The organism is Streptomyces sp. NPDC088817 (assembly GCF_044750345.1).
Classification (GTDB): Bacteria; Actinomycetota; Actinomycetes; order Streptomycetales; family Streptomycetaceae; genus Streptomyces.
In genome coordinates this window covers 51,087-66,828 of the sequence record NZ_JBIVJN010000018.1, presented here as the reverse complement: position 1 = coordinate 66,828, position 15,742 = coordinate 51,087, and the positions used below count along the sequence as shown (strand labels likewise).

At 73.4% G+C, this 15,742-nt stretch carries 11 protein-coding genes; all 11 read left to right on the top strand.

Features of this window, described 5'->3' with window-relative positions:
* Window positions 1-61 precede the first annotated feature (61 nt).
* The 11 genes from ACIP4X_RS28620 to ACIP4X_RS28570 all read left to right on the top strand — a co-directional run bounded on the left by ACIP4X_RS28620 (window position 62) and on the right by ACIP4X_RS28570 (window position 15,686).
* On the top strand, window positions 62-1,282 hold the full coding sequence (locus tag ACIP4X_RS28620; protein WP_401351272.1) for a Gfo/Idh/MocA family protein: 1,221 nt from the start codon (window positions 62-64) through the stop codon (window positions 1,280-1,282).
* Between the two features lie 12 nt (window positions 1,283-1,294).
* The gene (locus ACIP4X_RS28615; RefSeq protein WP_391454951.1) at window positions 1,295-2,296 is read left to right on the top strand and encodes a TIM barrel protein; all 1,002 of its coding nucleotides are present in this window, start codon (window positions 1,295-1,297) and stop codon (window positions 2,294-2,296) included.
* A 262-nt stretch (window positions 2,297-2,558) separates the two neighbouring features.
* On the top strand, window positions 2,559-5,714 hold the full coding sequence (locus tag ACIP4X_RS28610) for a ThuA domain-containing protein (protein WP_401351270.1): 3,156 nt from the start codon (window positions 2,559-2,561) through the stop codon (window positions 5,712-5,714).
* 1,311 nt (window positions 5,715-7,025) lie between these two features.
* Complete coding sequence (locus ACIP4X_RS28605; protein WP_401351268.1) at window positions 7,026-8,150, top strand: inositol-3-phosphate synthase; 1,125 nt, start codon at window positions 7,026-7,028, stop codon at window positions 8,148-8,150.
* Window positions 8,150-9,292, top strand: a complete 1,143-nt coding sequence (locus ACIP4X_RS28600) for an SCO3242 family prenyltransferase (RefSeq protein ID WP_401351266.1) — start codon at window positions 8,150-8,152, stop codon at window positions 9,290-9,292. Before ACIP4X_RS28605 ends, ACIP4X_RS28600 begins: the two co-directional genes overlap by 1 nt.
* The gene (locus ACIP4X_RS28595) at window positions 9,289-10,386 is read left to right on the top strand and encodes a TIM barrel protein (protein WP_391454949.1); all 1,098 of its coding nucleotides are present in this window, start codon (window positions 9,289-9,291) and stop codon (window positions 10,384-10,386) included. Before ACIP4X_RS28600 ends, ACIP4X_RS28595 begins: the two co-directional genes overlap by 4 nt.
* Complete coding sequence (locus tag ACIP4X_RS28590) at window positions 10,383-11,093, top strand: EboA domain-containing protein (protein ID WP_358730125.1); 711 nt, start codon at window positions 10,383-10,385, stop codon at window positions 11,091-11,093. The genes ACIP4X_RS28595 and ACIP4X_RS28590 overlap by 4 nt, the downstream gene beginning before the upstream one ends.
* On the top strand, window positions 11,093-11,941 hold the full coding sequence (locus ACIP4X_RS28585; RefSeq protein ID WP_391454947.1) for a TatD family hydrolase: 849 nt from the start codon (window positions 11,093-11,095) through the stop codon (window positions 11,939-11,941). Before ACIP4X_RS28590 ends, ACIP4X_RS28585 begins: the two co-directional genes overlap by 1 nt.
* A gap of 3 nt (window positions 11,942-11,944) precedes the next feature.
* Window positions 11,945-13,114 (top strand): metabolite traffic protein EboE, encoded by a 1,170-nt coding sequence (gene eboE / locus ACIP4X_RS28580; RefSeq protein WP_401351263.1) that lies wholly within the window; start codon window positions 11,945-11,947, stop codon window positions 13,112-13,114.
* Window positions 13,111-14,532, top strand: coding sequence for a nucleotide pyrophosphatase/phosphodiesterase family protein (locus tag ACIP4X_RS28575; protein WP_401351261.1), 1,422 nt, complete (start codon window positions 13,111-13,113; stop codon window positions 14,530-14,532). Before eboE ends, ACIP4X_RS28575 begins: the two co-directional genes overlap by 4 nt.
* The gene (locus ACIP4X_RS28570) at window positions 14,529-15,686 is read left to right on the top strand and encodes a sugar phosphate isomerase/epimerase family protein (protein WP_401351259.1); all 1,158 of its coding nucleotides are present in this window, start codon (window positions 14,529-14,531) and stop codon (window positions 15,684-15,686) included. The genes ACIP4X_RS28575 and ACIP4X_RS28570 overlap by 4 nt, the downstream gene beginning before the upstream one ends.
* Window positions 15,687-15,742: the final 56 nt, after the last annotated feature.

The window sequence follows — 15,742 nt, the reverse complement described above, 5'->3', positions numbered from 1 at the left end:
CACCTCGCAATCACGGCGTCGGGAACGCCGCTGCGAACGTTGACGAGAAGGAGTTATCGGTATGGGCCTGAAGGGACAGTCGGAGCAGGCCGAGAGCGATCCCGCGGCCGGGAAGCCTCCGCTGCGCGTCGGCATGGTCGGCTACGCCTTCATGGGCGCCGCCCACTCCCAGGGCTGGCGCACCGTGGGCCGCGTCTTCGACCTGCCGCACCGGCCCGTACTGGCCGTCGTCGCCGGGCGTGACGGGGCGGCCGTGCGGGGCGCGGCCGCCCGGCTCGGCTGGGCCGACGCCGAGACCGACTGGCGCGCTCTGATCGCCCGCGACGACGTCGACCTCGTCGACATCTGCACCCCGGGCGACAGCCATGCGGAGATCGCCGTGGCCGCCCTGGAGGCGGGCAAGCACGTGCTGTGCGAGAAACCCCTCGCCAACTCGGTCGAGGAGGCGCGGGCGATGACCGAGGCGGCCGAGCGGGCGCGGGCCCGCGGCCAGGTCGCCATGGTCGGCTTCAACTACCGGCGGCTGCCCGCGACCGCCCTGGCCCGCCGCATGGTCGCCGAGGGCCGCCTCGGCACCCTGCGGCACGTACGTGTCACCTACCTCCAGGACTGGCTCGTCGACCCGGAGTTCCCGCTGACCTGGCGGCTGCGCAAGGACGCGGCGGGCTCCGGCGCCCTCGGCGACCTGGGCGCCCACATCGTCGACCTCGCCCAGTACCTCGCGGGCGAGCCGATCAGCGGGGTGTCCGCGGTCACCGAGACCTTCGTCCGGCAGCGCCCGCTGCCGGCCGGGGCGGCGGCCGGGCTCAGCGGCGTCGGCGGCGGCGGCCGGGGGGAGGTCACCGTCGACGACGCGGCCCTGTTCACCGCCCGGTTCGGCTCCGGCGCGCTCGCCTCCTTCGAGGCGACGCGGTTCGCCTCCGGCCGCAAGAACGCGCTGCGCATCGAGCTCAACGGGTCCCACGGATCGCTCGCGTTCGACCTGGAACGGCTCAACGAGCTCTCGTACCACGACCACACCGAACCCGGGGTGAGCGCCGGCTTCCGGCGGATCCTCGTCACCGAACCCGACCACCCCTACCTCGCGGCCTGGTGGCCGCCGGGCCACGGCCTCGGCTACGAGCACAGCTTCGTCCACCAGGCCCGCGACCTGGTGCTCGCGATCGCCGCGGGCACCGCGCCCGAACCGTCCTTCGCCGACGGGCTCCAGGTCCAGCGCGTCCTGGCCGCCGTCGAGGAGAGCGCGGCGAAGAGTTCCCTCTACACGCCCGTCCCGGTCTAGGGAGGCCCGGTCATGCCACGCTCGTTCACCCTGTTCACCGGCCAGTGGGCCGACCTCCCACTGGAGGAGGTCTGCCGGCTGGCCCGCGACTTCGGCTACGACGGACTCGAACTGGCCTGCTGGGGCGACCACTTCGAGGTCGACAAGGCGCTGGCCGACCCCGCCTATCTCGACGGCCGGCGCGCGTTGCTCGACAAGTACGGCCTCAAGTGCTGGGCGATCTCCAACCACCTGGTCGGCCAGGGGGTCTGCGACCACCCGATCGACGAGCGCCACCGGGGCATCCTGCCGGCCCGGATCTGGGGCGACGGGGAGCCCGAGGGCGTACGGCAACGGGCCGCCGCGGAGTTGAAGGACACGGCGCGGGCGGCGGCCGCGTTCGGCGTCGACACCGTCATCGGCTTCACCGGCTCCTCGATCTGGCACCTGGTCGCCATGTTCCCGCCCGTGCCGCCGGGCATGATCGAACGCGGCTACGAGGACTTCGCCGAGCGCTGGAACCCGATCCTCGACGTGTTCGACGCGGAGGGCGTCCGCTTCGCGCACGAGGTCCACCCCGGCGAGATCGCGTACGACTACTGGACCACCCGGCAGGCCCTGGACGCGGTGGACAACCGGCCCGCGTTCGGGCTGAACTTCGACCCGAGCCACTTCGTCTGGCAGGACCTCGACCCCGTCGGCTTCCTGTGGGACTTCCGGGACCGGATCTACCACGTGGACTGCAAGGAGGCCCGCAAGCGCCTCGACGGGCGCAACGGCCGCCTCGGCTCCCACCTGCCGTGGGGCGACCCCCGGCGCGGCTGGGACTTCGTCTCCGCCGGGCACGGTGACGTCCCGTGGGAGGACGTCTTCCGGATGCTGCGGTCCATCGACTACACCGGCCCCGTGTCGGTGGAGTGGGAGGACGCCGGCATGGACCGGCTCCAGGGCGCCCCCGAGGCGCTGCGGCACCTCAAGGCGTTCGACTTCGACCCGCCGAGCGCGTCGTTCGACGCGGCATTCGGCAGGGAGTAGCCCCGCCGGTCGGCTCCGCCGGGTGCACGGCCCCGCCCCTTGGGGGCGCGGGGTGCCGACCCGGCGCTCCGGCCTGCCCGGAAACCGCTTTGTCCTGATGCTGGAAAAAGACCAACTTCTCTTCTGCGCAAGGACTACCCGACTCCGACAAAGACAGCTACGGTCCCGGAGTTGTACAGGTCCCGCACATCTCCGGGGTGACGGCGCACCCCGGCGCATCGCAATCGCCCCGTACGACCCCCACCCTCCCGGAGGGATCTTCGTGCACAGGAAACGTCCCAGATTCCGCAAGGCACTCGCACTTCTCACCGGCTCACTCCTCGCGGGCAGCTCGCTCGCGCTCGCCGCGCCGCCGGCGAGCGCCCACGGCCCCGGCGACACCAGACCGGCCGCGGCGGCCGCCGAGGACTTCCAGCAGATCACCCTCGCCAAGGGCGCCGCCGAGGTCGGCGAACCGATGTCGCTGGCCGTGCTCCCGGACCGCAGCGTCCTGCACACCTCCCGCGACGGCACCCTGCGGCTGACCGACGCCCAGGGCAACACGTCCGTCGCCGGCAAGCTGGCCGTCTACGACCACGACGAGGAAGGGCTCCAGGGCATCGGGATCGACCCCGACTTCGCCGAGAACCGCTTCGTCTTCCTCTACTACGCGCCGCCGCTGAACACCCCGCCCGGCGACGCCCCCGAGAACGGCACAGCCGCCGACTTCGCCCCCTTCGACGGCGTCAACCGGCTCTCCCGCTTCGTGCTGAAGCAGGACGGCACGCTGGATCTGGCCAGCGAGAAGAACGTCCTCGAGGTCAAGACGTCCCGCGGCATGTGCTGCCACGTCGGCGGCGACATCGACTTCGACAAGGACGGCAACCTCTACCTGTCGACCGGCGACGACTCCAACCCCTTCTCCTCCGACGGCTACACGCCCATCGACGAGCGGTCGACCCGGAACCCGGCGTTCGACGCCCAGCGCACCTCCGGCAACACCAACGACCTGCGGGGCAAGATCCTGCGGATCAAGGTCAAGCCGGACGGCTCCTACGACATCCCCGAGGGCAACCTCTTCGCCCCCGGCACCCCGAAGACCCGTCCCGAGATCTACGGTATGGGCTTCCGCAACCCGTTCCGGTTCAGCGTCGACAAGCCCACCGGCACCATCTACATCGGCGAGTACGGGCCGGACGCCGGCGCCGCGAACCCCAACCGCGGTCCCTCCGGGATGGTCGAGTTCAACCGCGTGACCAAGCCCGGCAACTACGGCTGGCCCTACTGCGTCGGCAAGAACGAGGCGTACATCAAGTACGACTTCGCCACCAAGCAGTCCGGTGCGGCCTTCGACTGCTCGGCGCCGAAGAACACCTCCCCGAACAACACCGGCCTGGTCGACCTCCCGCCGGCCCAGCCGGCCTGGATCGACTACGACGGCGGCTCCATCCCCGAGTTCGGCAACGGCTCCGAGTCCCCGATGGGCGGCCCGGTCTACCGCTACGACCCCGACCTGAAATCGCCCGCCAAGTTCCCCGAGGCCTACGACGGGGACTTCTTCGCCGGTGAGTTCGGCCGCCGGTGGATCAAGCGGATCGAGCAGGACGACGACGGCACCGTCAAGTCCATCAACCCCTTCCCCTGGTCAGGCACCCAGGTGATGGACATGGCCTTCGGCCCGGACGGCGCCCTGTACGTCCTGGACTACGGCCTGTCCTGGTTCGGCGGCGACGAGAACTCCGCGCTGTACCGCATCGAGAACGTCACCAACGGCCACGCGCCGACCGTGACCGCCACCTCGGACAGGACGTCGGGCAAGGCGCCCCTGAAGGTGTCCTTCTCCGCGACCGGCAAGGACGCCGACGGCGACGCGCTCACCTACGGCTGGGACTTCGGTGACGGGACCACCGGCATCGGTCAGTCGCCCCAGCACACGTACCGCACCAACGGCACGTACACGGCCACCGTCACCGTGACGGACCCGACCGGCTACACCGCCACCGCCAACGTCCACGTGGTCGTCGGCAACACCGCGCCCGTCGTCACCTTCGAGACCCCGGCGGACGGCGCCCTGTTCGAGTTCGGTGACACCATCCCGTTCAAGGTGAAGGTCACCGACGCCGAGGACAGGAAGATCGACTGCTCCAAGGTCACCGTCCGCTACATCCTCGGACACGACAGCCACGGCCACCCGATCACCTCGGCCAACGGCTGCCAGGGCACCCTCGCCGTGCCGGCCGACGGCGAGCACGACCCCAACGCCAACATCTTCGGCGTCCTGGACGCCGAGTACACCGACAACGGCGGCGGTGGCCAGGAAGCGCTGACCACCCACGCGCGGATCGTGCTCCAGCCCCGCCACCGGCAGGCCGAGCACTTCAGCAACCAGAGCGGCATCCGCACCTACGACAAGACCGAGGCGCACGGCGGCAGGACCGTCGGCGACATCGACAACGGTGACTGGATCTCGTTCAAGCCGTACAACCTGAGCGGTGCCCGGACGCTCACCGCGCGGGTGTCCTCCGGCGGTGCCGGCGGGTACCTGGAGGTCCGCACCGGAGGTCCGAACGGAACCCTGCACGGCTCCGGGGTCGTCCCGGTGACCGGCGGCTGGGAGACCTTCCAGGACATCGACATCCCGCTCAGCAAGCTGCCGAAGAAGACCACCGAGCTGTACCTGGTCTTCAAGGGCGGTGACGGAGCGCTCTTCGACGTCGACGACTTCATGATCTCCGACAAGAAGCCCGCGAAGAACGACAAGCGCGTCCTGGTCTTCTCCAAGACGGCCGGCTTCCGGCACGACTCCATCGAGACCGGCGTGCGGGCCCTGAAGGACCTCGGCGGGCAGAGCGGCATCACCGTCGACTCCACGGAGGAGGCGCAGCAGTTCACCACCGCCAACCTCGCCCGCTACGACGCCGTCGTCTTCCTCTCCACCACCGGCACCGTGCTGAACGCCGACCAGAAGAAGGCGTTCGAGAAGTACATCGCCGGCGGCGGCGGTTACCTGGGCATCCACGCGGCGGCCGACACCGAGTACGAGTGGCCGTTCTACGGCGGCCTGGTCGGCGCGTACTTCGACTCGCACCCGCAGATCCAGCAGGCCACCGTCCGGGTGCCCGCGCACGACCACCCGGCGACCAAGGGCCTCGACGACGCGTGGGACCGCACGGACGAGTGGTACAACTACCGCTCCAACCCGCGTGACCACGCCCGCGTGCTGGCCACCCTGGACGAGAGCACCTACCAGGGCGGCACGATGAACGGCGACCACCCGATCGCCTGGTGCCAGGCCTACCAGGGCGGGCGCTCCTTCTACACCGGCCTCGGCCACACCAAGGAGTCCTACGCCGAGGACGGCTTCCGCAGTCATCTGCTCGGTGGCCTGAAGTACGTCACCGGCCAGGAGAAGGCGGACTGCAAGCCGCGCAAGGCCTGACCGCCGCCGAGGCCGCCCGAACCGGCGGCGGGCGAGAGACGCCGGACTCCCGCCCGCCGCCCCCACCCACCGGAGCTTGCCGGTCCCACCGACCGGGGCCACAGGCCCCCCGGCGGAGGCCCGCAGGTCCGGCCCACGGGGCCCGCAGGTCCCACCGGCCGGGGCCCGCAGGTCCGGCCCACGGGGCCCGCAGGTCCGGTCCACGGGGCCCGCAGGTCCCACCGGCCGAGGCTTGCAGGTCCGACCGACAGGGGCTCGCAGGTCCGACCGACCGGGCCCGGAGGCTCCACCGGCCGGGGCTCGCAGGCTCCACCGGCCGGGACCTGCAGGTCCGATCGACCGGGCTCGCAGGTCCCACCGGCCGGGGCCCGTAGACCCCGCCGACCGGTGCCGCAGGCTCTCGACGGTGGCCTGGGACTCCGCCCCCGGAACCTGGCTGGACCCGGCGACCCGGCGACCCGGCGACCCGGCGACCCGGCGATCCGGGTCAGGCCGAGGCCCCGGCTCAGGCCAAGCCCCGGCCCAGGTCGGGCCATGGCCCCGGCCGAGTCTCGGCCCCGGCCGAGGGCCGGACTGGACCGGAACGCGGTGCCGGTGTCGGACTCCGAGTCCGATCTCGGTTCCGGCTCCGGCTCGGGCCCGGTTCTCGATCCGGTTCCAGGCTTGGCCCCGGCCCCGGCCCCGGGCTCGGCTCTGGAACCGGTCCCGAGCTTGGCTCCGGCTCCGGTCCGGGGCCCGGCCCTGGATCCGGACCGAGCCTGGTTCTCGACTCAGGCCGAGGACGTGCCCGGCCGGGTAACCGGCGGGGCCGTGCCCGGCCGGGGAAGCCTGGCGCTGGTCCTGGATCCGGGCCTGGGGCCAGGTCCGGGTTCCGGTCGCCGGTCCGGCCCAGGCCGGGGTCTTGCCCGGTCGGGGACCCGGTTCCGGACCTGGACTCCGGTCCTGGATCCGGTTCCAGGCTCGGTTTCGGTCCAAGCCGAGGCCGTGTTCGTCCGGCAGTCCGGCGCTGGCATCTGGCCCCGGTCTCGGACCTCGGTCCGGGCTCCGGTTCCGGTTCCGGTGCTGGTCCCGAGGCCGAGGACTCGGTCCGGGCCGGGCTCAGTCCGGGCCGGGCTCGGTCCGTGGGGGCCGGCTCGGTCGGAGGGCCGGGTTCGGGTCGGTCTTGGTTCCGGTTCCGGGACCGGGCGCCGAGCAGGCTCCGGAGGCCGGCACCGAAACCGGGGCCGGTTCAAGGCGCCGGACCGGTTCCGGGGCCGTCGATGCTCGATCACTTGTCCGGCATTCGGTTCGCGTACGACAAGGAGGCTGCCCATGTCCGCCGAACCTTCCGTTACCCCCTCCCGCACCGGCGTCTGGCTGATCGGTGCGCGGGGATCCGTCGCCACCACCGCCGTCACCGGATGCGCCGCCGTCTCCGCCGGGCTGCATCCCACCGCCGGCCTCGTCACCGAGACGGAGCCCTTCGCCGCGAGCGGCCTGCCCGCCCTGTCCTCCCTCGTCTTCGGCGGGCACGACACCGTGGACTGCCCGCTGCCCAAACGTGCTGAGACCCTCGCCGCCGGCGGCGTCCTGCCGCACGGTCTGCCCTCCGCCGTCCACAGTGAACTGGCCGCCGCGGAAGGGGAGATCAGACCTGGCGGCCCGCTCCCCGGAGACACCCGGAGCGAGGACGCCCTCATCGACGCCCTCGCCGCCGACATCCGCGACTTCACCCGCCGCAACGCCCTCGCCCGCACCGTCGTCGTCAACGTCGCCTCCACCGAACCCGCCCCCGACGGCAACACCCTGCCCGCCAGCTCGCTGTACGCGGCGGCCGCCCTGCGCGCGGGCTGCCCGTACGTCAACTTCACCCCGTCGACCGGGCTGCACCACCCCGCGCTCGCCGCCGAGGCCCACGCCTCCGCCCTCCCCTACGCGGGCCGCGACGGCAAAACCGGGCAGACCCTGCTGCGGTCCGTGCTCGGCCCGATGTTCGCGCAGCGCGCGCTGCGCGTGCTGGCCTGGTCCGGAACGAACCTCCTCGGCGGCGGCGACGGCGCCGCCCTCGCCGACCCCGCCGCCGCCGCGGCCAAGAACTCCGGCAAGGAACGCGTCCTCGCGGACACCCTGGGCACGGTCCCCCAGGGAGAGGTGCACATCGACGACGTGCCCGCCCTCGGCGACTGGAAGACCGCCTGGGACCACATCGCCTTCGAGGGCTTCCTCGGCTCCCGGATGACCCTCCAGACCACCTGGCAGGGATGCGACTCGGCGCTCGCCGCACCCCTGGTCCTCGACCTGGCCCGGCTGCTGGCCCGCGCCCACGAGCGCGGACTGACCGGACCCCGCCCCGAACTCGGCTTCTACTTCAAGGATCCCGACCCGGGCGCCCCCGCCGCGCTGGGGGAGCAGTACGCCGCCCTCCTGGACTTCGGCCGACGGCTGGGGGACCGGTGATGTCCCGCCACGGCCGCCTGGTGGCCGCCGCCCTGGCGGTGACCGTCGCCGCCGTCGTCGGAGCACGCGGGACCTCATCCGCCCGTCGCCGCCGCCCACGCCCCGATGCCGGACCACCGGACCCGGCCACCCCGGCGGGGGAGAGCGCCACACCCACGGCCGGCCCGGCCGCCGCCGAACGGCCGGCACCGGAGGACGGCGGTCCCGCCCTACCCGCCCTCGGCACCCCCGCCGACTGGGTCGAACTGCTGCGGCTGCCCGCCCTGTTCACCGTCCCCGGCGACGCCCTCGCCGGAGCCGCGGCAGCGGGGCGCGCCCCCGGGACCCGTACGCTCCTCGCCATCGGCTCGTCCCTGTGCCTGTACCAGGCGGGCATGGCGCTCAACGACTGGGCGGACCGCGCCGAGGACGCCGTCGAGCGCCCGCACCGACCGCTGCCCTCCGGGCGGATCGCCCCCGGCGCCGCGCTCGCCGCGGCCGGCGCACTCACCGCCCTGGGCCTCGCGCTCGCCGCCCGAGCCGGCCGGCCCGCGCTCACCGTCGCCGTACCGCTCGCCGCCACGGTCTGGGCGTACGACCTCGGACTGAAGCGGAACTGGGCGGGGCCGCCCGCGATGGCGGCGGCCCGCAGCCTCGACCTCGCGCTCGGCGCCGCCGCGAGCGGCGGCCGGGTCCGCGACGCCGTACCGTCCGCCGCCGCCCTCGGCGTCCACACCCTGGCCGTCACGGCCGTCTCCCGCCGCGAGACCCAGGGCGGTTCCGCCGTCGTACCGCTCGCGGCCCTCGCGGTCACCTCCTGCGTCGCGTACGCACTGGCCCCGCCCGCCGCGGCCCTCCGGCTCCCGGCGGACCGAGGTGGAGCAGCCCCCCTCGGTCCGCCGGGCCTCACCCGGGCAGCGGGCGGTGCGCTCCGCGCAGCCCTCGCGCTCGGCTACGCCGCCACCGTCGCCCGGCCTCTCGCCCACGCCGTCCTCAACCCCTCGCCGCCACTCACCCAGCGGGCCGTCGGCGGCGGCATCCGCGCCATGATCCCGCTCCAGGCCGCGCTGTCCGCCCGCGCGGGCGCACCGGTCACCGCCGTGTGCACGGCAGCCCTGGCACCCCTGGCCCGACGGTTCGGGAAGAAGGTGAGCGTCACATGAGCCCCGAGCCCGCCGCGGGCCTCCGCTTCGGCTACGGCACCAACGGCCTCGCGGACCTGCGCCTCGACGACGCCCTCGGCCTGCTCGCCGACCTCGGCTACGACGGTGTCGGCCTGACCCTCGACCACATGCACCTCGACCCGCTCGCCCCCGACCTGCCCGCCCGCACCCGCCGGGTCGCCCGCCGGCTGGACGCGCTGGCCCTGGGCGTGACCGTGGAGACGGGCGCCCGCTATGTGCTCGACCCGCGCCGCAAGCACGGCCCCTCCCTCCTGGACGAGGACCCGGAGGACCGCGCCCGGCGCGCCGACCTGCTGCTGCGGGCCGTACGGGTGGCCGCCGACCTCGGCGCGCACGCCGTGCACTGCTTCAGCGGCATCACCCCGCCCGGCACCGACCGGGACACGGCGTGGAAACGGCTCGCCGAGTCCCTGATGCCCGTCCTGGAGGCCGCCGGCGCCTCCGGCGTGCCCCTCGCCTTGGAACCCGAGCCCGGTCATCTCCTCGCCACCCTCGCCGACTTCCACCAGCTGCGCCGCACCCTCGGCGACCCCGAGAACCTGGGCCTCACCCTCGACATCGGCCACTGCCAGTGCCTCGAACCCCTCCCTCCGGCCGAGTGCGTCCGCGCCGCCGCGCCCTGGCTGCGTCACGTCCAGATCGAGGACATGCGCCGCGGCGTGCACGAACACCTCCCGTTCGGGGACGGCGACATCGACTTCCCGCCCGTACTCGCCGCCCTGGCCGCCACCGGCTACCGGGGCCTGACCGTCGTGGAACTGCCCCGGCACTCCCACGCCGGCCCGCACCACGCCGAGCTGTCCCTGCCGTACCTCCGCCGGGCGGCCGCCACCGCGGCGGCCACGAGCAAGCCCCTGGCCGCCGAGCCACCGGCCGTCGCGCCTGCGGCGCCCGCGTCCCAGGCCGCCGCGCCTGCGGCCGCCTCGCCCCCGGCGCCTGTGCCCAGGGAGGCTGAGCGTCCGGCCGCCGAACCCGCAGCCGTCGTGCCTGCGACACCTGCGCCCCCGGCCACCGAGCCCCCGGGCTCCTCCGCCCCCGAGCATCCGGTCACCCCAGAAGGGAGCACCCGATGACCCAGCCGTACGACATCGGCACCGGTGCCGCGGGCACCCCCGCGGCCGGTACCGTCCCCGCGCCCGAGCCGGTGGGCGAGTTGCGCGAGCGTACGGACGCCGCGCTCGCCCCGGCCGCACGGGCCTGGCTCGGGCAGGCGCTCGACGAGGCCGCCGCCCACCCCGGCACCCACGGCCCGATCTCCGTGTGGGAGCTGCGCCTCGCCGAGGCCGGCCGCCGCTGCGGTCCCGCCCACGCCGACGCCGCCCGCGTCCTCATCCTGCACGCGGCCCACGCCGACCTGGACGCCCTCACCCGCGTCTACCGCCAGGGCACCGCCGACGAACGCCGCGCCGTCCTGCGCGCCCTGTCCCACCTCGTGCCCGGCCCCGACGCCCTCCCGCTCGTCGAGGACGCGCTGCGCACCAACGACACCCGGCTGCTCGCCGCCGCCGTCGGCCCGTACGCCGCCCGGCACCTGGCGCCGCACGCATGGCGGCACGCCGTTCTCAAGTGCCTGTTCACCGGCGTGCCCGTGGACAGCGTCGCCGACCTGGGCCGCCGCGCCCACGGCGACGCCGAACTCGCCCGCATGCTCGGCGACTACGCCGCCGAACGCACCGCGGCGGGCCGCCAGGTCCCCGAGGACCTGCACCGCGTCCTGGCCCTGACCGAGCCCGGCACCGCGCCGCACGGCCCGGTCGACCCCCACGGCAAGGAGTCCTGATGCGCATCTTCGATCCCCACATCCACATGACGTCCAGGACCACCGACGACTACGAGGCCATGCACGCCGCAGGCGTCCGCGCCCTCGTGGAACCGGCCTTCTGGCTCGGCCAGCCCCGCACCTCCGTCGCCTCCTTCCTCGACTACTTCGACTCCCTGATCGGCTGGGAACCCTTCCGCGCCGCCCAGTACGGCATCGCCCACCACTGCACCATCGCCCTGAACCCCAAGGAGGCCAACGACCCGCGCTGCCTGCCCGTCCTCGGTGAACTGCCCCGCTATCTCGTCAAGGACCAGGTCGTCGCCGTGGGCGAGATCGGCTACGACTCGATGACGCCCGAGGAGGACGCCGCCCTCACCGCTCAGTTGCAGCTCGCCGCCGACCACGGGCTGCCCGCCCTCGTCCACACCCCGCACCGCGACAAGCTCGCCGGGCTGCGCCGCACCCTCGACGTCGTACGGGAGTCGGCGCTGCCCATGGACCGCGTCCTGGTCGACCACCTCAACGAGACGACCGTCAAGGAGGCCAAGGACAGCGGCTGCTGGCTCGGCTTCTCCGTCTACCCCGACACCAAGATGGACGAGGAGCGGATGGTCGCGATCCTGCGCGCCCACGGCCCCGAACGGGTTCTCGTCAACTCCGCCGCCGACTGGGGCAGAAGCGACCCCCTGAAGACCCGCAAGGTGGGCGACCTGATGCTCGCCGCGGGCTTCACCGAGGACGAGGTGGACCGCGTGCTGTGGCGCAACCCCGTCGAGTTCTACGGCCTCAGCGGACGGCTGAGCCTCGACGTCGCCGCGCCCGGCGTCACCCACGAGGGCAACAGCATCCTGCGCGGCGGGGAGTGAACGATGCGCTTCCGGCACCCCGACGGCTCCACCGTCCACCTCGCCTACTGCACCAACGTCCACCCCGCCGAGACCCTCGACGGCGTCGTGGCCCAACTGCGCGACCACTGCGAGCCCGTCCGCCGCCGCCTGGGCCGCGACCGCCTCGGCATCGGCCTGTGGCTCGCCCGGGACGCCGCCCGCACCCTCGACACCGACCCGTCCGCGCTGCGCGCCCTGCGCGCCGAACTCGACCGGCACGGCCTCGAGGTGGTCACCCTCAACGGCTTCCCCTACCAGGGCTTCGGCGCCGAAGAGGTCAAGTACCGCGTCTACCAGCCGGACTGGGCCGACCCCGCACGCCTCGACCACACCACCGCGCTCGCCCGCATCCTCGCCGGCCTCCTCCCCGACGACGTCAACGAGGGCAGCATCTCCACCCTGCCGCTGGCCTGGCGCACCGCGTACGACGGCACCCGCGCCGAACAGGCCCGCACCGCGCTGCGCACCCTCGCCCAACGCCTCGACGCACTTCAGGAGTTGACTGGACGCTCCATCCGGGTGGGCCTGGAACCCGAGCCCGGCTGCGTCGTCGAGACCACGCACGACGCCATCGCCCCGCTCACCGCGATCGGCCACGAGCGCATCGGGATCTGCGTCGACACCTGCCACCTCGCCACCTCCTTCGAGGACCCGCACACCGCCCTGGACGCCCTCACCGCGGCCGGCGTTCCCGTCGTCAAGTCCCAGCTGTCCGCCGCCCTGCACGCCGAGCAGCCCCATCTGCCCGAGGTCCGCGAGACCCTCGCCGCCTTCGACGAACCCCGCTTCCTCCACCAGACCCGTACCGTCACCGCCGCCGGTCTGCGCGGCACCGACGACCTCGGCACCGCACTCGGCGGCGACGCACTGCCGGACTCGGCCCCCTGGCGCGCCCACTTCCACGTCCCCCTGCACGCGGCCCCCGCCGAACCCCTCACCTCCACCCTCCCGGTCCTCAAGGCCGCCCTCACACGGCTCGTCGGCGGCCCGCGGCCGCTCACCCGCCACCTGGAGGTCGAGACCTACACCTGGCAGGCGCTCCCGCCCGAGCTGCGCCCCCGCGACCGCGGCCGGCTCGCCGACGGCATCGCCGCCGAACTCGCCCTCGCCCGCGACCTGCTGACCGACCTCGGCCTGAAGGAACTGCCATGACCCGGCCCCAGGGACCCACACCCCTGCTCGTCCTGGACGTCGTCGGTCTCACCCCGCGCATCCTCGACCACATGCCCCACCTCAAGGCGCTCGGCCAGGCGGGCTCGCGCGCCGCGCTCGGCACCGTCCTGCCCGCCGTCACCTGCGCCGCCCAGTCCACCTTCCTCACCGGCACCATGCCCGCCGAGCACGGAATCGTCGGCAACGGCTGGTACTTCCGCGAACTCGGCGACGTCCTGCTGTGGCGGCAGCACAACGGCCTCGTCGCCGGCGACAAGCTGTGGGACGCCGCCCGCCGCGCCCACCCCGGCTACACGGTCGCCAACATCTGCTGGTGGTACGCCATGGGCGCCGACACCGACATCACCGTCACCCCACGGCCCGTCTACTACGCCGACGGCCGCAAGGAACCCGACTGCTACACCCGTCCCCCGGCCCTGCACGACGAACTCACCGGCAAACTCGGCACGTTCCCCCTGTTCCACTTCTGGGGCCCCGGCGCCGACCTCGTCTCCAGCCAGTGGATCATCGACGCCACCCGCCACATCCTGCGCACCCGCCGCCCCGACCTGACCCTGTGCTACCTGCCCCACCTCGACTACGACCTGCAGCGGTACGGACCCGACGACCCGCGCTCCCTGAAAGCGGCGGCCGACCTCGACGCGGCCGTGGCCCCGCTCCTGGACGACGCCCGCGCCGAGGGCCGCACCGTCGTCGTGCTGTCCGAGTACGGCATCACCCGCGCCGACCGCCCCGTCGACATCAACCGCGCCCTGCGCCGGGCCGGCCTGCTCGAAGTGCACACCCAGGACGGCATGGAGTACCTCGACCCGATGGCCTCCCGCGCCTTCGCCGTCGCCGACCACCAGATCGCGCACGTCTACGTGCGCCGCCCCGAGGACCTGGACGCCACCCGGGCCGCCCTCCACGGGCTGCCCGGCATCGAGAAACTCCTCGACGACGAGGGCAAGAAGGCCCACCACCTCGACCACCCGCGCTCCGGCGAACTCGTCGCCGTCGCCGAGCCGGACGCCTGGTTCACGTACTACTACTGGCTCGACGACGAGCGCGCGCCCGACTTCGCGCAGCTCGTCGAGATCCACCGCAAACCCGGCTACGACCCGGTCGAGCTCTTCATGGATCCGCACGACCCGTATGTGAAGGTCAAGGCCGCGACCGCCGTGGCCCGCAAGAAACTCGGCCTGCGCTACCGCATGGCGGTCGTGCCCCTCGACGCCTCACCCATCCGCGGCAGCCACGGCCGCCTGCCCGCGAGCGACGACGACGGTCCGCTCCTCCTGTGCTCCACCCCCCGCGCCGTCGGCGACCGCATCGCGGCCACCGACGTGAAGTCCCTCCTGCTCCACCTCGCCGGTCTCGGCCACGCAGACCCCAAGTCCGAAGAGAGGCACCCGTGAACGACATCCAAGCGACCGACCACGGCACCGACGAACAGCTGCGCCGCAGCCTGGGCATCGGCCGCCGCGGCTTCCTCAGCACCTGCACCGCCGTTGCGGCCGGGGCCATCGCCGCGCCCGTCCTCGGCGCGGCCCCCGTGCAGGCGGCCCCCGCGGAGTCGAACGGCAAGGCCAAGGGCCACCTGCTCGTCCCCGAGGACAAGCGCGGCATCATCCTCTACACCGTGCGCGACGCCACCGGCCGCGACCCGTACTCCACCAGCCTGCCCTCCGGCTTCCGCGCCGTGTTCGAGCAACTGGCCCGGTTCGGCTACCGGCAGGTGGAGTTCGCCGGCTACGGCCAGCACGCCAACGCCCCCGGCGGCGCCAACCTGGAGAACGTCGAGGGCGCCCGGCTGCTGCGCCGCTGGCTGGACGAGTACGGGCTGCGGGCGCAGGGCAACCACGGCTTCATCCCCGGCTCCTGGCCGCTGACCACGGGCGACCTGGACACGTTCAAGAAGCACCTGGAGATCGCCAACATCCTCGGCATGCAGCACGTGGGGACCGGCAACGACCCCACCGGCAGCAACTACAAGGCCGACTGGGACGCCGCGGCGGAGAAGTGGCACGCCCTCGGCGAGATCGCCCGCCGCGCCGGGCTCAAGCTCTACACCCACAACCACGACGCCGCCTACGGCTTCCTGCTCGACGGCGGCCCGCTCGACGCGCAGGGCCGTCCGACCCGCAGCTCCGGCATCCGCAAGCTGGAGTACTTCCTGTCCATCACCGACCCGAAGCTGATCTGGCTGGAGATGGACATCTTCTGGGCGCACGTGGCCCAGTACAAGTTCCGCACCTACACCGACCACGACGGGGCCACCCGGCAGAACATCTTCGACCCGGCCGGGCTGGTCACCCGCCACAACAAGCGCTACCCGCTGTTCCACGCCAAGGACGGCGTCATCAACAACACCAGCGGACAGGGCTACGACATGGTCCCGTTCGGCACCGGCGTCATCGACTACACCACCTTCTTCACCCGGGTCGGCGACCCGAACCACCACCACCCGATGGTCGAGCAGGACAACGCCCCGAGCTCCACCGACCCGGCCCAGTCGCTGGAACACGCACGGATCGGCTACCGGAACATGGCCGCGCTCCGCCGCAAGTGACCAACGTGAAGGGGCCCTCCCCGCAGCCGCGCGGAGGGCCCCTTCCGGGGGTGGAT